At 44.7% G+C, this 18,260-nt stretch carries 16 protein-coding genes; 8 read left to right on the forward strand and 8 right to left on the reverse strand.

Translation table 11 applies throughout. The annotated features are described in order from the left end of the window. Nucleotides 1-94: 94 nt before the first annotated feature. A complete protein-coding gene (gene hpt, locus B7C60_RS04335; RefSeq protein WP_099610590.1) occupies nt 95-625 on the forward strand; it encodes a hypoxanthine phosphoribosyltransferase in 531 nt (176 codons plus the stop codon). A 289-nt stretch (nt 626-914) separates the two neighbouring features. On the opposite strand, the gene can is transcribed toward hpt, so the two are convergent. After that, nucleotides 915-1,583 carry a carbonate dehydratase gene (gene can / locus B7C60_RS04340; RefSeq protein ID WP_099610591.1) on the reverse strand — a complete coding sequence of 223 codons (669 nt, stop codon included), beginning with the start codon at nt 1,581-1,583 and terminating at the stop codon, nt 915-917. 272 nt (nt 1,584-1,855) lie between these two features. On the opposite strand from can, the gene B7C60_RS04345 reads away from it, so the two are divergent. The 3 genes from B7C60_RS04345 to B7C60_RS04355 all read left to right on the forward strand — a co-directional run bounded on the left by B7C60_RS04345 (nt 1,856) and on the right by B7C60_RS04355 (nt 5,331). Then, nucleotides 1,856-3,511 carry a SulP family inorganic anion transporter gene (locus B7C60_RS04345; RefSeq protein WP_099610592.1) on the forward strand — a complete coding sequence of 552 codons (1,656 nt, stop codon included), beginning with the start codon at nt 1,856-1,858 and terminating at the stop codon, nt 3,509-3,511. A 126-nt stretch (nt 3,512-3,637) separates the two neighbouring features. Continuing rightward, the gene (locus B7C60_RS04350; protein ID WP_099610593.1) at nt 3,638-4,561 is read left to right on the forward strand and encodes an ABC transporter ATP-binding protein; all 924 of its coding nucleotides are present in this window, start codon (nt 3,638-3,640) and stop codon (nt 4,559-4,561) included. After that, entirely contained in the window at nt 4,561-5,331 is a 771-nt protein-coding gene (locus B7C60_RS04355; protein WP_099610594.1) for an ABC transporter permease, read from the forward strand. Before B7C60_RS04350 ends, B7C60_RS04355 begins: the two co-directional genes overlap by 1 nt. A 102-nt stretch (nt 5,332-5,433) precedes the next feature. Here B7C60_RS04355 and panC read toward each other — a convergent pair whose 3' ends face one another. The 7 genes from panC to sfsA form a co-directional block, all read right to left on the reverse strand. Further along, nucleotides 5,434-6,315 carry a pantoate--beta-alanine ligase gene (gene panC, locus B7C60_RS04360; protein ID WP_099610595.1) on the reverse strand — a complete coding sequence of 294 codons (882 nt, stop codon included), beginning with the start codon at nt 6,313-6,315 and terminating at the stop codon, nt 5,434-5,436. Between the two features lie 11 nt (nt 6,316-6,326). Then, entirely contained in the window at nt 6,327-7,121 is a 795-nt protein-coding gene (gene panB / locus B7C60_RS04365) for a 3-methyl-2-oxobutanoate hydroxymethyltransferase (protein ID WP_099610596.1), read from the reverse strand. Then, nucleotides 7,118-7,627, reverse strand: a complete 510-nt coding sequence (gene folK, locus B7C60_RS04370; protein WP_099610597.1) for a 2-amino-4-hydroxy-6-hydroxymethyldihydropteridine diphosphokinase — start codon at nt 7,625-7,627, stop codon at nt 7,118-7,120. The genes panB and folK overlap by 4 nt, the downstream gene beginning before the upstream one ends. Beyond that, nucleotides 7,624-9,000, reverse strand: coding sequence for a polynucleotide adenylyltransferase PcnB (gene pcnB, locus B7C60_RS04375; protein WP_425445494.1), 1,377 nt, complete (start codon nt 8,998-9,000; stop codon nt 7,624-7,626). The genes folK and pcnB overlap by 4 nt, the downstream gene beginning before the upstream one ends. Before the next feature lie 104 nt (nt 9,001-9,104). After that, the gene (gene gluQRS, locus B7C60_RS04380; RefSeq protein WP_099610599.1) at nt 9,105-9,974 is read right to left on the reverse strand and encodes a tRNA glutamyl-Q(34) synthetase GluQRS; all 870 of its coding nucleotides are present in this window, start codon (nt 9,972-9,974) and stop codon (nt 9,105-9,107) included. Nucleotides 9,975-10,105: 131 nt separating this feature from the next. Next, nucleotides 10,106-10,552 (reverse strand): RNA polymerase-binding protein DksA, encoded by a 447-nt coding sequence (gene dksA, locus B7C60_RS04385; RefSeq protein WP_099610600.1) that lies wholly within the window; start codon nt 10,550-10,552, stop codon nt 10,106-10,108. A 135-nt stretch (nt 10,553-10,687) separates the two neighbouring features. Beyond that, on the reverse strand, nt 10,688-11,431 hold the full coding sequence (sfsA, locus tag B7C60_RS04390; RefSeq protein WP_099610601.1) for a DNA/RNA nuclease SfsA: 744 nt from the start codon (nt 11,429-11,431) through the stop codon (nt 10,688-10,690). Between the two features lie 141 nt (nt 11,432-11,572). Here sfsA and B7C60_RS04395 point away from each other — a divergent pair, with 141 nt between their 5' ends. The 4 genes from B7C60_RS04395 to B7C60_RS17815 all read left to right on the forward strand — a co-directional run. Then, nucleotides 11,573-12,505 (forward strand): universal stress protein, encoded by a 933-nt coding sequence (locus tag B7C60_RS04395; protein ID WP_099610602.1) that lies wholly within the window; start codon nt 11,573-11,575, stop codon nt 12,503-12,505. 226 nt (nt 12,506-12,731) lie between these two features. Then, complete coding sequence (hrpB, locus tag B7C60_RS04400; protein ID WP_099610686.1) at nt 12,732-15,194, forward strand: ATP-dependent helicase HrpB; 2,463 nt, start codon at nt 12,732-12,734, stop codon at nt 15,192-15,194. Continuing rightward, the gene (gene mrcB, locus B7C60_RS04405) at nt 15,191-17,518 is read left to right on the forward strand and encodes a penicillin-binding protein 1B (RefSeq protein ID WP_099610603.1); all 2,328 of its coding nucleotides are present in this window, start codon (nt 15,191-15,193) and stop codon (nt 17,516-17,518) included. The genes hrpB and mrcB overlap by 4 nt, the downstream gene beginning before the upstream one ends. A gap of 79 nt (nt 17,519-17,597) precedes the next feature. Beyond that, nucleotides 17,598-18,260 (forward strand): patatin-like phospholipase family protein (locus B7C60_RS17815; RefSeq protein WP_245868530.1); only part of this gene is annotated, 663 nt, incomplete at its 3' end.

The raw sequence follows: 18,260 nt of genomic DNA on the forward strand, positions 1-18,260 counted from the left end.
ACACCCATCTTGTGTAATGGTACTATACGCGCCGAACAATTTGGTGGTGTGCCACTTTTGCGTGGTAAACATCGCTCTAACCAACGAGATAGGTATGAAACATACAGTTGAAGTTATGATTTCTGAACAAGAGGTTCAGGAAAGAATTCGTGAGTTAGGTCAACAAATTACTAAGCATTATCAAGGCAGTGAGGATCTAGTTCTCGTCGGTCTTTTACGGGGATCTTTTGTCTTTATGGCAGATTTAGCCCGGGCTATTGAATTGACCCATCAAGTGGATTTTATGACCGCCTCTAGTTATGGGAACAGTATGGAAAGCTCCCGAGATGTCAGAATATTAAAAGATCTGGATGATGATATTAAAGGTAAAGATGTTTTACTGGTCGAGGATATTATTGATACTGGCAACACGCTCAATAAAGTCAAAGATTTCTTATCGTTGCGTGAACCGAAATCAATTAATATCTGCACGTTACTAGATAAACCTTCTCGGCGTGAAGTTCAGGTTGATGTTCAGTGGGTTGGCTTTGAAATTCCGGATGAATTTGTTGTCGGGGTCGGAATTGATTATGCACAAAAATATCGCCATTTACCGTTTATTGGTAAAGTGATTCCGCAGGAATAATCAGTTACGACTGAAAAATGAATGCTCACGATACTCAAACAACTTGCAGTTGCAGGTAGTCGGTAGGTGGGTGAATCCCCATGAGCATAGACAGGCGGTGTGATTGGGGTGAACGAACATGGTTAACACCGCTCTAGCCTCAAGTAATAAGAGTATATGCCCACAAGAGTGGGCATTTTGCTACCCGCTGCTGAATCGTCGTCTACTGGTCGCTGTACGTTGTTTAGAGACCGTTAAATTGAGCCAGTGTTAAATTCAAGCGATACGCCATTTAAAGGCAAATAGTTGATTAACGACATAATAGTTGATGTTGTGGATTTAAAATCTTCTCTAAAGCTTTGAGATAGCTTTCATCGACTAGCTCGCCCGAGTGACAACGAAGGCCGAGATACTCTAGTTTCCCATCTTCAATCCCATAAACGACCCCATGAAGCTCAACATCTTGCCCACGTTGCCAGGCATTTTGCATAATTGTTGAGTTACCTAAGTTGTACATTTGCTCTGCTACATTAAGCTCTGCGAGCTTATCAGAGCGATCTTGCTCAGGCATTGCTTCTAAGTAGGCACGGTGTTTAAAGTAGAGATCGCGAATATGCAACAGCCAATTATTAATTAGGCCTAATTGAGGGTTATCAATTGCTGCGGTCACACCGCCACAGCCATAGTGACCACAAATAATAATATGTTTGACCTTAAGTACATCCACCGCATATTGCACGACCGATAAGCAGTTTAAATCGGTATGGATCACTTGGTTAGCCACATTACGGTGAACAAATAACTCTCCTGAATAAAGTCCGGTTAGCCTTTCAGCTGGCACTCGGCTGTCTGAGCAACCAATCCATAAAAAATCAGGATTTTGCCCTTTAGCCAGCTTGGCAAAATATTCGGGACGTTCAGCCTTAATGGATTCAGACCAACGTGAGTTATTTTCAAAAAGCTGTTTTAGTTCTGGCATCTTACTTCCCTTAAAATTTAACAATAGCTCAATTGCGCCCATAGCAATACGCAAGAATAGCACTGACTATACACAATGTTACAAATTCCTTCCCTGATAAAATGCCGAAATATCCACTCATCTGACGAGTTTCAGTGATAAAAAATCATACACTGCAATGATTCAAGGAGTGATGATGTCAATAAAGCTTTGGCTGTATGTGAATTAATGGTGAATATTTGCAGCAGTTATTTATTATAATTAAGACATTTATTTTTAGTATGAAGGAAATTATGGTGTTTAGAGGCCGTTTTGCCGATATCGATCTAAAAGGTGACCTATTCGGGGGAGTGACCACTGCGATTATTTCATTACCTCTGGCTTTAGCATTTGGGGTCGCGTCTGGAGCGGGTGCTGAAGCTGGGCTTTGGGGAGCTATACTGGTGGGGCTATTTGCCGCTCTATTCGGGGGTTCATCCACCTTGATTTCTGAACCGACTGGGCCAATGACGGTGATTATGACCGCTATTTTAACCAGCATGATGGCTCGTTATCCTGAAACTGGGTTTGCTGTTAGCTTTACTGTTGTCATGATGGCGGGAGCGTTTCAGATTTTACTGGGCACCCTAAAGCTTGGAAAATATATTACCTTAATGCCTTATAGCGTGATTTCAGGTTTTATGTCTGGCATTGGAGTGATCTTAATTGTCCTGCAGTTGTCACCGCTACTTGGTCAAGCCACGCCTGCTGGGGGAGTGATGGGGACGCTAACCGCGTTACCTGAAATCATTAATCAGATGAAGATCAGTGAGCTGTTTTTGGGGATGTTAACCTTAGGCATTTTATTTTTTCTTCCCACTCAATATCGCAAACAAGTGCCTGTCCAGTTGATCGCGTTAGTCGCTGTCACGCTGATTTCGCTATTGTTATTTGATCGCGATGAGATTCGTCGCATTGGGGTTATTGCTGCTGGTTTACCTTCTTTTGTTATCCCAACATTGAATGGTGAGATGTTCACGAATATGGTCATCGACGCACTTGTGCTTGGTACACTCGGCAGTATTGATACTTTGCTCACCGCGGTGATTGGTGATTCTCTGACCCGCAAAGAGCATGACTCAGACAAAGAGCTGCGAGGACAAGGCATTGCTAATATGATCGCTGGCTTATTTGGTGCGTTACCTGGGGCTGGTGCCACGATGGGGACGGTAACAAATATTCAAATCGGTGCACGTTCTCCACTCTCTGGCGTGGTACGCGCCTTAATACTGGCCTTGGTCGTCCTTGTGGCGGGAGAATTAACCGAACCGATTCCAATGGCTGTATTAGCTGGAATTGCGGTGTATGTCGGTTTTAATATTCTTGATTGGAGTTTTATCCAACGTGCGCATAAAGTCAGTATGCAAGGGATGGCGATCATGTACGGCGTGATGCTATTAACCGTATTTGTTGATTTAATTGTTGCGGTAGGGTTGGGAGTTTTTATTTCAAATATTTTGATTATTGAACGCTTGAGTCGCGAGCAAGCACGGCAAGTAAAAGCCATCAGTGATGCAGATGGTAATGATGTCCCATTAACCGATAGTGAAAGAGCTTTACTGGATCAAGCGAATGGGAAGGTGCTGTTTTTTTATTTATCGGGGCCGATGATTTTTAGTGTTTCGAAAGCCATTGCTCGTCAACATCATCGTATTGGTGATTATGAAGCGATGATTTTAGATCTGACCGATGTCCCCATGATTGATGTAACGGTTGGTCTAGCTTTAGAAAATGCGATTAACGATGCGTTGGATGCTCACTGTACGGTCTATCTGCTTTGCCCTAATATTGATACCAAACAGCAATTAGAAAAGTTTCATATTTTGCGATTGGTGTCGGCTGATAAAACATTTTCCTTCCGCTATGAAGCGCTCGACGCTGCGGTTAAACATGTTAACCCCGCATCATGATAAAGGGTAAAAACGCAGATCGTTGGATCTGCGTTTTTTATTTCATCAATTTCTAATGTTGGGTTGAAAAACCGGATCTTCAGCAGCACATTGAACAAGTGGCGATCACAAAGAGTGAACCTTGGAATGTATGCATTAGAAATAGAACAATTAAGAAAAACTTACTCAGGCGGGTTTGAAGCGCTGAAAGGCGTGAGCTTACAGGTTGAAAAAGGTGATTTTTACGCACTGCTTGGCCCCAATGGGGCGGGAAAATCCACTACAATTGGAATTATTTCCTCGCTGGTTAATAAAACCTCCGGTACGGTTAAAGTGTTTGGCTTTAATATCGATGATGATCTGGAAATTGCGAAACAACATATTGGCTTAGTGCCACAAGAATTTAACTTTAATCCTTTTGAAACGGTAGAGCAGATTGTCATTCAACAAGCGGGTTATTATGGGGTTGGCAAGTCATTAGCAAAAGAGCGGGCCAAAACGTATCTGACTCAGCTAGATCTCTGGGACAAACGTAAAGAGCGAGCTCGTAATCTGTCAGGAGGGATGAAGCGTCGTTTGATGATTGCCCGAGCCTTAATGCATGAACCTCAACTTTTGATCCTCGATGAACCTACTGCTGGGGTTGATATTGAGCTACGTCGCTCAATGTGGGCATTTTTAAAGCAGATCAATCAACAAGGCATCACCATTATTCTCACGACTCATTATCTTGAAGAAGCGGAAATGCTGTGTCGTCATATTGGTATTATTAATCGCGGAGAGCTGATTGAAAATACCACAATGAAAGGCTTATTGAGTCAGTTAAGAGTTGAAACTTTTATTTTAGATATTGATGACGAAAGCCGATTACAGCCCCTAAGCGATGTAATTTCTCAGCGGATCGTTGAGGGATCATTAGAGATTGAGTTAGAAAAAAGCCAAGGGTTGAATGCGGTTTTTAGTCAATTAACTCAACAAGGCATTCAGGTGCTTTCTATGCGTAACAAAGCGAACCGTTTAGAAGAGTTATTTGTGAGTATCGTTCGTGATCAGAGTCAGGAGGAGGCGTAATGTACGCGGTATATTGGACTGCTTTTGGCAGCTTGTTACGTAAAGAAATCACTCGTTTCACCCGGATTTGGGTGCAAACATTGGTGCCACCGGTCATTACCATGAGCTTATATTTTGTCATTTTTGGTAATTTGATTGGCTCTCGTATCGGCCAGATGAATGGTTTTAGCTATATGGAATACATTGTTCCCGGCTTGATTATGATGTCGGTGATCACCAACTCGTACTCTAACGTGGCGTCTTCTTTTTTTAGTGCTAAATTTCAGAAAAATATTGAAGAACTCTTGGTCGCTCCAGTCCCGAATTATGTCATTATTGCCGGATATGTGATGGGCGGGGTGACTCGGGGATTACTGGTCGGCGCATTAGTGACCACCGTTTCACTGTTATTTGTTGATTTAACGGTGGATCATTGGGGGATAATTGGTGCCACCGTTTTTTTAACCTCAGTTGTTTTTGCGTTAGGCGGTTTAATCAATGCGATATTTGCTCGGACATTTGATGATATTTCTATCATACCAACCTTTGTTCTAACGCCGTTGACCTATTTAGGTGGGGTGTTTTACTCGATCAGTTTATTACCAGATTTTTGGCAAGGTGTTTCGAAAATTAACCCGATTGTGTATATGGTGAATGCGTTTCGCTATGGATTCTTAGGGGTATCGGATGTCGATATTGTGACGTCATTTAGTGTATTGGGCATCTTTGTTGTCATGCTTTATGCCATTGCACATTATTTGATTAGCAAAGGAAAGGGGCTACGCAGTTAAGCCGAGTTTGAGATGAGAGTAATACGACTCCTCTGAAAAACAAAAAGGCCATTCTTCGCTGAGCGGGAATGGCCTTTTTTATCTTAACCGTAAGCCGTTGTACTATTGCTCTTCAGTGCTCTCTTTATTATCGCCAGAGAGATCAAGTACCTGGTTATCAATTAAACGAACTTTACCTAAATAAGCCGCAATTAAAATCACGGCTTGCTTGCTTTCAGTATTGATAGGTTGCAAGGTTTGTGCATCACGAATAAAGATTTCATCTGGCTCAATATCTGCAGCGCGTAGTTGATCGATCGCATCTTCAATAATCGAGGCGTAGTCGTCTCGGCCACCTCGGATGGCACTGCTCATCCAGCGCATGGTTCTAGCGAGCACTGGTGCTCGCTGGCGCTCATCGATAGTCAGTAAACTGTTGCGAGAGCTCATGGCCAACCCATCCATTTCTCGTACCGTCGCAACACCGACAATGTCAATATCCAAACACAGATCGTTCACCATCTGACGAATAACCGCTAATTGTTGGAAATCTTTCTCTCCGAAGCAGGCAATATTCGGCTGCACAATATGAAATAACTTGCTAACAATCGTTGCAACACCACGGAAATGACCCGGACGTGAGGCTCCTTCAAGCATATGTGAAAGCCCAGGAACTTCGACAAAGGTCTGTTTATCCAACCCATTTGGATACATAACTTCAGGCGTTGGGGTAAAGACGAGATCAACCCCTTCACTGTTTAATTTGCTTAGATCCTCATCCAGCGTGCGCGGATAGTTATTGAGATCCTCACTACGATCAAATTGCATTGGATTAACAAAAATACTGACCACAACAATATCGGCCAGCTCGCGTGCTTTACGAACTAAGGTCAAATGACCTTCGTGTAAATTGCCCATGGTTGGAACAAAAGCCACTTGGCGACCATCACGCTTATACTGTTTGATCTGCTCACGGAGAGCTGAAATATCAGCAAAAGTCTGCATGGAGTACTCCTTTAGGCAATAGTATGTGCATCATCTGGGAATGCGCCGCTGCGAACATCGGCCATATATTGGGCGACAGCTTGGCGCATATCACCAGTTTCTGCGAGAAAATCTTTCGAGAATTTTGGCATGTAGTTGGCCGAAATACCAAACATATCGTGCATCACTAGAATTTGTCCATCTGTGCCATTGCCTGCACCAATACCAATCACTGGGACATCAAGTAACTCAGTGATTCGATTAGCAAGGCTCGCGGGTACACATTCTAATAAGATGATTTGTGCCCCAGCATCTTGTAAGGCGATGGCATCTTTCACCATACGATCGGCTTTCTCTTGTTCACGACCTTGAATTTTATAGCCACCAAAAATATTGACCGATTGTGGGGTTAAACCCAGGTGAGCACAAACAGGAACCGCTCGCTCGGTCAGCATTTTTACCGTATCAACCAGCCAATCTCCTCCCTCGATTTTCACCATATTGGCTCCAGCTCTAATCAAGGTGGCAGCATTTTCACAGGCTTGCTCTGGCGTTGCATAGCTCATAAAAGGCATATCAGCCATTAGGAGACAGTTAGGACTACCGGCACGTACGCAGCGAGTATGATAGGCCATCTCTTCGACTGTGACGGGGAGCGTATCGGTCTGCCCTTGGAGAACCATTCCCAATGAGTCACCCACCAATAATACCGGCATCTCTTGGCTTTCAAACAATTGAGCAAAACTGGCGTCATAGGCGGTCGAGGTGGGAAATTTTCGACCTTCCTGTTTCCATTTCATCAGATCATTAATGGTGATTTTTTTCATTCGATATCCTTACTTGCCGTGGGTGACGGCCAAATACTAAGCCCATTCTGTGCCACTTGGTTAAGTTGATCACTTAGCTTAGTTCCATCGGGAAACTGTAAGTTTGGGGCAATTTCATACAGCGGATAAAGGACAAATTCGCGCACGTTCATCCCATAATGCGGTACAGTTAATCGTTCACTATCTATCACTTGTTGCCCGTAGAGTATGATGTCTAAATCAAGTGTTCTTGGCCCCCAGCGCTCAGTTTTACGTACACGCCCTTGTTGCTGTTCAATAGCTTGAGTGCAATCGAGCAGTTCAAGCGGGCTTAATTGCGTATCAATAGCAACAACAGCATTGATATAATCAGGCTGATCTTGGGGCCCCATTGGCGTACTGGAATACAATGATGATGCAGCAATAAATTGGGATTGAGGGAGTTTTTTTAAAGCCTCAATCGCTTGTTTTGCTTGCTTGACCGGATCGCCAAGATTGCTCCCGACAGCAATATAGGCCGTAATCATGCACTTTTACCTTTCGGCTTGCGTTTACGAGTTGAGGGCTTACGACGGCGTGGGCCTGATTTATTGTTTTCAGCGCTGTTACCTAAGTCAGCGACCATGGCTTGGCGCATATTGCGTCCAGCATTTTGGAAAGTCTGCCACCAATTCGCTAACTGTTTGACTTCTCCACCTTCAATTTCTCCCCGCATTTCCAGAAAGTCGAATCCAGCTCGGAATTTATTTAATTCAAGTAGGCGGAAAGCTCGTTTGCCAGTCCGACGAGGCAAACGAAGTTGCATTTGCCAAATTTCGCGGATCGTTGTGGTATGACGGCGTGGAATCGCAATCGATTTAACCACTTGGTCGAGCGTTTTATTGCTCGCTTCCATCACCGCATCATAAAAATTATATTGATGCGTCTCCATGATCTGTTCGGCCAGCTTAATCATTGGATACCAAAAGAAAGCGGCAAACATAAAGGCTGGGTTAATTCGTTTGCCTTCTTCAATGCGAATATCGGTCGAGTCTAGAGCTAAGTCGATCATTTGTTCCGTCAGTGATGAGTCATCTTCGGTAAAATGCTCAGCCACTTGTGGAAACAGTTGTTGAAATAGGTTGTATTCTCTCATCAGGTGATAGGTTTCTAAACCATAACCTGTTTGTAGCATTTTTAACGACTCTTCGTAGAGACGCGCGGAAGGAATGTCTCGTAATAGCGGCGCTAATTGTTCAATAGGAGCGGCGGTATCTTCTTCGATATCAAAATCAAGCTTAACGGCGAAGCGAATCGCTCGTAACATGCGGACAGGATCTTCTCGATAGCGTGTTTCCGGATCGCCAATAAGACGAACCAGTTTATCTTCGAGATCTTCCATACCACCAGCGTAGTCATGAATACTGTAATCAGCGATGTTGTAATACATCGCATTGATGGTGAAATCACGACGCTCGGCATCTTCATCAATCGTACCGTACACGTTATCGCGCAATAACATCCCCGCTTCTGATTGAGCGGCAATCTGTTGGTTGATTTCTTGATGATGGCCTCGGAAGGTGGCGACTTCAACAATATCTCGGCCAAACATTATATGGGCAAGACGGAAGCGTCGTCCAATCAACCGGCAATTACGAAAGAGTTGACGCACTTGCTCTGGGGTTGCATTGGTGGCGATATCAAAATCTTTTGGAGTCGCGCCGAGCAGTAAGTCTCTGACGCCACCTCCCACTAAATACGCTTCAAAGCCCGCTCCGTGTAATCGATAAAGGACTTTGAGTGCGTTTTCACTGATCGACTGCCGTGAGATTTTATGCTCTTGGCGAGTGATGATATTTAACGCTAGCTCAGGATAAGTATGAGGTTTGCGTGATTTTAGTTCATTATTATTCATGTGCATCTGACAATGATTGGTGTTGGCTATTCAAGCGTTGTGGTGCACCTTTTTGGCTTAAATGGGCCGAAATTTCGGCTAATAATAGCGTACACAGCGCCTTTTGAGAATCACGGTGTGATCTCTATCTCTTGCGGCAATCGTGTTATCTGCCAGTTCTTGATGCCCCAAGCGATCATTTCTTCGACTCGGGCATCCATAAAATCTTTCGGTATATCAAAGCCTAAAAACGCCATCGCTCGAATTAATGTTGGTTTTGGCTGGTCAATATTAATCGCCTTTGCATGGTTTTGTTTGGATAGTTTATTTCCATTACCATCCATCGCCAATGGCAAATGTAAGTAACTAACGGGCTTTTGCTGCAAGCAGTGATACAGGCTGATTTGTCGCCCAGTGGGTTCAATTAAATCAGCTCCTCGAACCACTTGTGTCACGCCTTGTTGAATATCGTCAATTACCACAGCAAGGTTATAAGCAAACAGTCCATCTCGCCTTTTGATGATGAAATCTTCTTCTGCTAGGGCCTTGGGGATGGTAATTTCTCCCTGTTTCAGATCGATGAACGAATAGATCGGATGATCCATCCGAAAACGAATCGCACAACCTGAGGTTTGATGCAATGCTAAATGGCGGCAAGTACCGAGATAGTATCCCCCCGTTTGTTTTACTTGCTTACGTGTACACTGACAATAGTAAGCTTGTCCAGATTGTAGCCATGTCTCTATTTGAGCTTGATATAGCTCATGACGTTGACTCTGATAAACAACATCGCCATCCCACGTTAATTGATAAGCTTCTAGTGCCTGTAAAATCCATTGTGCAGAGCCGGGCATTTCTCTGGGGGGATCGAGATCTTCAATGCGCACAACCCATTGGCCTTGTTGACTGCGAGCCTGAAAATAGCTGCCTAGTGCTGCGATTAGTGAGCCAAAATGTAATGGGCCAGAAGGCGATGGAGCAAAACGACCAATATAATGCATAGTTGTCACAATCAAATTCAATGAAAAAATAAGGCTAACTCATCGAAAGCACAGGGATTGTAACCTGTAATACAAGCAAAAAGGGAGCGGTTTGCTCCCTTTTTGTTGATTGACTATGATGATAGAACAGGTTAACCCATCATCTGTTTTTCTTTAATCTCAGCCAGTGTTTTACAATCGATACAGAGGTCGGCTGTTGGGCGAGCCTCTAAGCGACGAACACCAATTTCCACGCCACAAGATTCGCAGAATCCGAAGTCGTCTTCTTTGATCTTATCTAAAGTCTTCTCAATTTTCTTGATGAGACGACGTTCACGATCTCGATTACGCAGTTCCAGGCTAAATTCTTCTTCCTGAGATGCGCGATCCACCGGATCGGGAAAGTTTGCCGCTTCATCCTGCATATGATTGACTGTGCGATTAACCTCTTCCCTTAGCTGGTTACGCCAAGCTTCTAAGATTTTGGTAAAGTGAGCGATCTGATCCGGTGACATATACTCTTCACCGGCTTTTTCTTGATACGGCTCAACACCTGCAATGGCTAGGATGCCTAGCGTTTTCTTTTTGGATTCTGTCATACAGCATCTCCTACTAACACCTAGTCAACTGCGAGAGCAGTTAATTTAAGGCGGGTATCTATAGCAAAAAGAAGTGAGCGAGGCAAACACTGAATCGTAAAGTTATCGTCAATGTGAAGGCGACATCATTTTTTATCATGAATGTACAAATTCTATTGGCGAAATTAATCGGATTTCTTGTTCTGAAAGCTGTGCTTTGTAGCACAGTACTTCAACTCCAGCTTCTTGAGCCATTGTTAATAATTGTGAATAGTTCGCATCTATATGGTGAGCGACGGAGACTTTTTCAATCCCTGAATGTAAAACTGTAAATAAAAGTACGGCTCTGCTCCCATTTTGGGCCATTTGGGCTAATTCGCGCAAATGTTTTTGCCCACGCGTGGTGACAGTATCAGGGAAATAACCTTGACCAAGCAAGGGCCTCTGGCCGTCACCGGTGAAAGCGCACTCATCCAGTAACGTGACACTTTTTACTTCTATATAGCAATTTGGTCGTTGTGGTGTGGTGAGCAAGATATCAATTCGGCTATTTTCTTGCCCGTATTTTACTTCCGTCAGTTGTTGTTGATATCCCTGCAATTCTTTTATAGTCCCATCATGAATGGCCTCAACGGCCAAGGCATTGGCTCGAGCCGTGTTGACACAAATACGCTGACCCATGTGGTTTTCTGTCAGTTCCCAGCTATGAGGGTATTTCCGTTTAGGGTTTTGCGAGGTGGAATACCAGACGGTATTTCCTACTTCGGCGCAGCCAGTCATGGCTCCGGTATTGGCGCAATGAATCGTACATTGCTCGCCGTTATCCAGCGTGACATCGGCAAGAAAGCGTTTATAGCGGCGGATTAAGGTCGCTTTTTTCAATGGGGGATCAAATTGCATGGTATGGCCTGTCAAACATCGTACGAAAAGTAAATTTAATCACAATAGCGTGGAATGTCCTACAATCCTCAAGATAGTGGCTGGACAAAATTTATGACACAGTCCAAGGTTGCTAGTGATGAATAGGCTGGAGTGGGAGGCATGATGTATCCTTTTAACCATGTGTTATATGTTTATACTGAATCGTCTGATCAACAGGCTTTGGCTCATGCTGTTCATTGGGCCAAGAACTCTCAAGCGAAACTGTCGATTATTTATGTGCTTGAAAAAGATAATCACGAGTTTGAGAAGGTTGATGAAATTGAACGTAATATCTTAGCGTTTCAAAGGGATAAAATTACCCAATGTTGTCAAACATTGTCGTTTGAACGTTCAGTACAAGTGCACTTAGTCACGGGAAAAGTTTATTTAGAAGTGATTCGCACTGTGTTGAGAGAATCAGTTGATTTAGTCATTAAAGAAGCTGAAAACCCGCATTGGAGTGCGAGTTTATTTGGCAGTAATGATGTTCATTTATTAAGAAAATGCCCATGCCCTTTGCTGTTAACCAAGCCCAACTTTCCATTATCGGGCTATAAAAATATTCTTGCCACGATCGATTTCGGAGTGTTTGAACAGCACAATCATTTGAATGAAAAAATCTGCCAAATGGCGGTTCAGCTTGCATTAGGGGAATTTGCGCAGCTGCACATCGCTAATGCATGGGATATCCCCTACGCTGGATTTGTTAGCATTTGGGGAGATGGCAATAAACAGACGGAAGCACGAATGTGGCAAGATGAGCAGCAACACCGTTATCAACAAATAGAGCAACTTATTCAGCCATTCATGACACAGACAGCAGGGTTTAGTCAGCCACTGATTCATTTACCGCAAGGAAAGCCGGTGGCTGTGCTTCCTCCTTTAATTGCTGCACATGAGATCGATTTAGTGGTGATGGGAACGCTTTCTCGAACCGGGATCAGCGGCATGTTAATTGGTAATACCTCTGAAGAGCTGATTAGCCAGTTACATTGTTCGATATTAGCGTTAAAACCCGATCATTTTGAAACGCCTGTCACGTTACCTTCTTGATCATGGATATTCTGAGCCGTGATTTCAGAGAAGCCTCGCGTCGGGGAGCGGCTTTTCAGGTAGAGTAATGACATTTCAAAGCCTCTGCCTTGCATAAAGAAGCCACAAACGGCTGCGAAAATCGGCTCGAAAGGTCAAAAGTCCCCAGAGATAAGCGATCGACAGGCTATTTATTCTCTAAACTTCTTATGTACAATGTGGCGCTCAGTTTAGAAAGGATGTCATGTTGTCAGATCTACCTATTGATGTTGTGATCCCAGAGTTACTAATGGCGATACAACATTCACCTCAAGTGATTCTTAAAGCCCCTCCCGGAGCGGGTAAATCAACACAACTTCCGTTAGCGTTGCTTCGTTCTTCGAATGTGAAGGGGAAGATCGTGATGCTGGAACCTCGACGATTAGCGGTGCGTAATATTGCTCGTTATTTAGCCCAGCAATTGGGTGAGAAGGTTGGCGAAAGTGTCGGCTATCGGATTCGAGGGGAAAGTAAAGTGAGCGCTCAGACGCGATTGGAGATCGTCACGGAAGGAATTTTGACTCGGATGATTCAACACGATCCTGAGCTAACTGGGATTGATATTTTGATCTTCGATGAGTTTCATGAGCGAAATCTGCATGCCGATATGGCACTCGCATTAAGCTTAGATATACAGATGGCGTTACGGGAAACTCTCACCATTGTAGTGATGTCTGCGACGTTAGATCAACAAGCATTGCAGACACTGTTACCACAAGCGCACGCTATTGAATCTTTAGGTCGTAGTTATCCGGTCGCGATCCACTACCAACCGATGCAAGATGCACATGGCCTAGTTTATGCCGTCGAGCATCAGATCCGGAGTTTATTGGCTCAACAAGCTGGATCGCTATTGGCCTTTTTACCGGGCAGTGGAGCGATTCGTCAATTGCAAGAGCGATTGAGCGATCTGCCTGAAGCGATTGATGTGTGTCCTTTATATGGTCAATTACCTTTTTCTATCCAGCAACAAGCAATTGCTCCATCTCCCTCTGGGCGTCGTAAAGTGGTTTTGGCCACCAATATTGCTGAAACGTCACTGACTATTGAAGGGATTCGATTGGTGGTCGACAGTGGTTGGGAGCGTCGCGCCCGTTTTGATCCTAAAACCGGCATTACTCGTTTAGAGCAAGTACGCATCGCACAATCTTCTGCCGAGCAAAGAGCGGGACGAGCCGGTCGATTGGAAGCCGGGTTATGTGTTCGCCTATATAGTGAAGCACAATTTAATCAACAGCCATGGGTTCCGGAACCTGAGATTTTACATAGTGATCTGACTGCGTTAGCGCTGGAATTAGCACAATGGGGCACACAACAAGCCGATGAGCTTAACTGGTTAAATGTACCGCCTCGCGCCGCTCTAGAACAGGCGCGTGATCTATTACGCACATTACAACTGATTGATGAACGAGGTCAGTTAACCGCAAAGGGACAAGCTGCCCATTGTTTAGGGATTGAACCTCGTATAGCTGCTATGTTGCTTTGGGCCAAAGAAAAAGGGGCGAGATATTTAAATTCAGCCTTGGCATTGGCTGCCTTAATGGAAGAGCCAGAATATCAGGTCTTGGATTTACAGCACAGTTTACATCGTTGGCAGCAGGGGATACATCATAAAAGCAAGTTGATGGCGCAACGTGCCAAGGCATTGGCGCACACATTACACAGCCAATTTTCACTCAATCAGGTTGACAGTGAGTGTATGGCGGTGGCAGCTTGCTTTGCTTTTTCTGACCGAATTGCTCAGCAACGAGGGCAGTATGGGCATTATTTACTGGCGAATGGACATGGTGCTTTTGTGCATGAAACCCATCCGTTAGCCAGCCAAGGCTATTTATTGGCCGTTGATTTAATGCGTAGCCAACAGCAATCAAGTCAGATATTTTCAGCATTATCGCTTGAGATAGACTCCCTAGCTACCGAAATACCATCGCTCTTTTCTGAGCAAGAGTGGGTCGATTGGGATGAGAAGCAAGGGCGCTTAGTTGCGGAATGTCAACTGCGCATCGGGCATTTGATGGTTCGTCGTCGTGCTTTGGCTGAACCCAGCTTAGAAAAAATGACGCAAGCTTTGCTGAATTATGTCCAACGTAATGGACTTTCGGTATTGAATTGGAATACTGAGAGTCAAGAGTGGTTAGCGAGAGTTCGTTGTGCCAGTGAATGGTTACCCGAGGAAAACTGGCCTGATATGAGTGAGGATGGATTGTTAAGCGCCTTGGAACAATGGTTGGGCTCTTATTTAATCGGTCTTCGCACGGTAAAAGATTTGCATCAAGTCTCGGTTTTAGACGCTTTAGTGGCTTATGTGGCTTGGCCACTCAACCAGCAGTTGGATGAATGGTTACCGACGCATTATCAATTACCGACAGGAAATCGCAAGAAAATCCGTTATCAGCCTGCGAGTGATCCGGTGCTTTCCGTTCGAATGCAAGAGGTATTTGGTGAGCAACACTCACCATTGATAGCGAAAGGACGAGTGGGGTTGGTGATGGAATTATTATCTCCTGCTCAACGACCTTTGCAGGTGACGCGGGACTTAGCCAGTTTCTGGCAAGGGGCCTATCGTGATGTGCAGAAAGAGATGAAAGGCCGCTATCCTAAACATGTTTGGCCCGATGATCCGGCCAGCCACTGTGCGACAACAAAAACAAAACGGCACTTAAAATCATGACCAAGAAAAAAACACCGACCAAGCGGCCAAGCAGTAGAAAAAAGGCCCCCTCAAAACCTAAAAAAACCTCATGGGGATTACGTTTATGGGGCGTGTTTTGGAAAGGATCATTAGCGTTTTCGGCTGTGTTGCTTGTGAGTGGATTGTACTTAAATAGTGTTGTGAAACAACGCTTTGATGGCCAGCTATTCGATTTGCCGACTGTGGTTTATGCGCGAATTTTAACCTTACAGCCGGGTGATAAAATTACCTTGCCAGAAGTTCGTAATGAGCTCGATGTCTTGAATTATCGTAAAGTGGCTCAGCCCCGTTTCCCCGGTGAGTATTCGGCATCGTCAAGCAAAATTGAGTTGATCCGTCGCCCATTTGAATTTTCTGATGGCCCTGAACCGGATCGCCATGTCATGTTATCTTTTGACCAACACTCATTACTCCGCATTCAATCACTTGAGCAACGAGGCCAGCTCGGCTATCTACGTCTCGACCCGAAAATGCTCGGTATGTTAGAAAAAGATGTGATTGAACAACGGCTCTTTTTACGGCGCGAACAATTTCCGGAAGTGATGGTGGATGCCCTATTAGCCACGGAAGATCGCTACTTTTACCAGCATGATGGTATTTCTCCTTTTTCGATAGCGCGAGCGATGTTGGCCAATCTAAAAGCGGGACGCACCGTTCAAGGGGGAAGCACTCTGACGCAGCAGTTGGCGAAGAATATCTTTTTATCCAGTGAACGGACGTTATGGCGTAAATTGCGCGAAGCCTATATCGCCTTAATTATTGATTACCGCTATAGCAAAGATCGTATTTTAGAAGCTTACCTTAACGAAGTTTATCTTGGTCAAAATGGCAAAGAGGCTATCCATGGTTTTGGGCTCGCCTCTCGGCTCTATTTTGGCCAACCGCTACCAGAGCTAAGAATTGATCAGCTTGCTTTGTTAGTGGGGATGGTGAAAGGGCCATCTTATTACCAACCGGCACGTTATCCTGAGCGAGCCAAAGAGCGACGTGATTTAGTATTAAAATTAATGCTGGAACAAAATATTCTAACTGCTAAGCAGTATGAACAGGCTGTTTCTCGTCCATTGGATGTTCAGAAACATCCACATATCGCCAGTCGACAACCGGCTTATTTCCAACAACTCGCCATTGAGCTAAAACAAAAAGTAGGAACACGATTTGAAACCGACAAAGGGCTGCGAGTCTTTACCTCATTAGATCCCGTATCCCAGGAAAAACTAGAACAAGCTATTTCTCACCAAGTTTCAATACTTGCGCCAAAAGCGGGTCACCAATTAGAAGCGGCGGCGATTGCCGTGGATCGTTCCAGTGGTGAAATTCGCGCCATGGTCGGTGGAAAACGCACCGGATACGATGGTTTTAACCGAGCCTTAAATGCTAGCCGTCCAATCGGATCGCTGGTTAAACCTGCGGTTTACCTGACCGCATTAGCCCAGCCAGATAAATATCACCTTGCGAGCACTTTAATCGATAAACCGATCAGCTTAAAAGGCAGTGGGGGCACAGTATGGACTCCTCGTAATTTTGATCGGCAATATCGAGGTGAGGTACCGTTATATCAAGCTCTCGCTCAATCATTGAATGTTCCTACCGTGCAGTTGGGAATGTCATTAGGCATTGATGCGGTGTCTAATACATTGCAGCAATTGGGGGTTAATCGGCATGAAATTCGTCCGGTTCCATCTATGTTTTTAGGATCGTTTTCGTTAACACCTTATCAAGTCGCTCAGATGTATCAGACGATCACCAATGCTGGTAAAAAAGCCCCGCTGTCTGCCCTTCGATCGGTATTGGATCTTCAAGGCAATGTGCTTTATCAATCGATTCCTAAAGCCTCTCAGGTTGTAGATCAGCAAGCGGCATGGTTGACGACTTACGCGATGAAACAAGGGGTAAAGCAAGGGACAGGGCGTTACTTGAATCAGCAATTTGCTTGGGCTTCCTTAGCGGGAAAAACGGGAACCAGTAGTGATCGTCGTGACAGTTGGTTTGTTGGTGTTGATGGGCGAGAAGTAACCACCATTTGGCTTGGTCGAGATGATAATCAACCAACGCAATTAACGGGATCGAGTGGGGCGCTACGAGTGTATGCTGAATACTTACAGCATCGGATTCCTGAACAATTATTGCTCCCTTGGCCACAGGGAGTCAGTACTTTTGGTTTCAGCGCCACTCCGTCTGGGGCATTTGTACTCGATTGCGATAGTCACTTTACTTTGCCAGTTTGGGATAAGTCAGGCAATTTAAAACAACAGTGTGAGAATCGCCCCAAAGAATGGTTGAAAAACATCTTTCGATGGTAGCTGGGCACGTTTATAGTGAGTTGATTGGAAAGGACGAGAGGAATTCGATGTGAGAGGTGGGCGATTCGGGATTATAGGAATGATAAGCATCACTTTATCTTGCTTTTCTTGGGCGCAGGATGAACGTATTCAACCCATAGCATTAAGTCATTCTCGTCCGGTTATCGCTCTTGTTCTTGCTGGTGGGGGAGCTAAAGGTGCCGCTCACATGGGCGTGATTAAAGCGCTAGAAGAAATGAAAGTACCAGTAGATATTGTACTTGGCACTAGCATGGGAGCGTATGTTGCAGGGCTCTATGCTACGGGAATGGATGCTGAAGAAATTGAAAGCGTTATCTATAGTGTCGATTGGCAATTGGGGTATCGTGATCGTGTCAGCCGTAGTCAGCGACGAGTTCGTGATAAAGAGTATGAAGACCGTTATCAATTAACCACTGATTTAGGTTTTGGCTGGGATGGTATTCGTGCGCCTCGGGGCGTGGTTCAAGGGCAAAGTATGCTGCGTATTTTGCGTGAAACCTCAGGTAACCTCGCGAAACTAGACTCATTTGATGATTTGGTTATCCCGTATCGAGCGGTCGCGACCGATATTATTGAAATGCAGCCCGTGGTATTAGATAAAGGCTACTTGGTCGATGCAATGATGGCCAGTATGTCGGTTCCTGGTGCGCTACCGCCTTACGATATTGATGGTCGCTGGCTGGTTGACGGCGGGGGGACCAATAATATGCCTGTGGATGTG

Origin of the sequence: Vibrio fujianensis, from assembly GCF_002749895.1 — a bacterium.
GTDB classification, from domain to species: domain Bacteria; phylum Pseudomonadota; class Gammaproteobacteria; order Enterobacterales; family Vibrionaceae; genus Vibrio; species Vibrio fujianensis.

Excerpts from the sequence above, each read along its gene's own strand:
- hpt (WP_099610590.1), top strand. The coding sequence starts at position 95 with ATGAAACATACAGTTGAAGTTATGATTTCTGAACAAGAGGTTCAGGAA.
- can (WP_099610591.1), bottom strand. The coding sequence starts at position 1,583 with ATGCCAGAACTAAAACAGCTTTTTGAAAATAACTCACGTTGGTCTGAA.
- B7C60_RS04345 (WP_099610592.1), top strand. The coding sequence starts at position 1,856 with ATGGTGTTTAGAGGCCGTTTTGCCGATATCGATCTAAAAGGTGACCTA.
- B7C60_RS04350 (WP_099610593.1), top strand. The coding sequence starts at position 3,638 with ATGTATGCATTAGAAATAGAACAATTAAGAAAAACTTACTCAGGCGGG.
- B7C60_RS04355 (WP_099610594.1), top strand. The coding sequence starts at position 4,561 with ATGTACGCGGTATATTGGACTGCTTTTGGCAGCTTGTTACGTAAAGAA.
- panC (WP_099610595.1), bottom strand. The coding sequence starts at position 6,315 with ATGCAGACTTTTGCTGATATTTCAGCTCTCCGTGAGCAGATCAAACAG.
- panB (WP_099610596.1), bottom strand. The coding sequence starts at position 7,121 with ATGAAAAAAATCACCATTAATGATCTGATGAAATGGAAACAGGAAGGT.
- folK (WP_099610597.1), bottom strand. The coding sequence starts at position 7,627 with ATGATTACGGCCTATATTGCTGTCGGGAGCAATCTTGGCGATCCGGTC.
- pcnB (WP_425445494.1), bottom strand. The coding sequence starts at position 9,000 with ATGCACATGAATAATAATGAACTAAAATCACGCAAACCTCATACTTAT.
- gluQRS (WP_099610599.1), bottom strand. The coding sequence starts at position 9,974 with ATGCATTATATTGGTCGTTTTGCTCCATCGCCTTCTGGCCCATTACAT.
- dksA (WP_099610600.1), bottom strand. The coding sequence starts at position 10,552 with ATGACAGAATCCAAAAAGAAAACGCTAGGCATCCTAGCCATTGCAGGT.
- sfsA (WP_099610601.1), bottom strand. The coding sequence starts at position 11,431 with ATGCAATTTGATCCCCCATTGAAAAAAGCGACCTTAATCCGCCGCTAT.
- B7C60_RS04395 (WP_099610602.1), top strand. The coding sequence starts at position 11,573 with ATGATGTATCCTTTTAACCATGTGTTATATGTTTATACTGAATCGTCT.
- mrcB (WP_099610603.1), top strand. The coding sequence starts at position 15,191 with ATGACCAAGAAAAAAACACCGACCAAGCGGCCAAGCAGTAGAAAAAAG.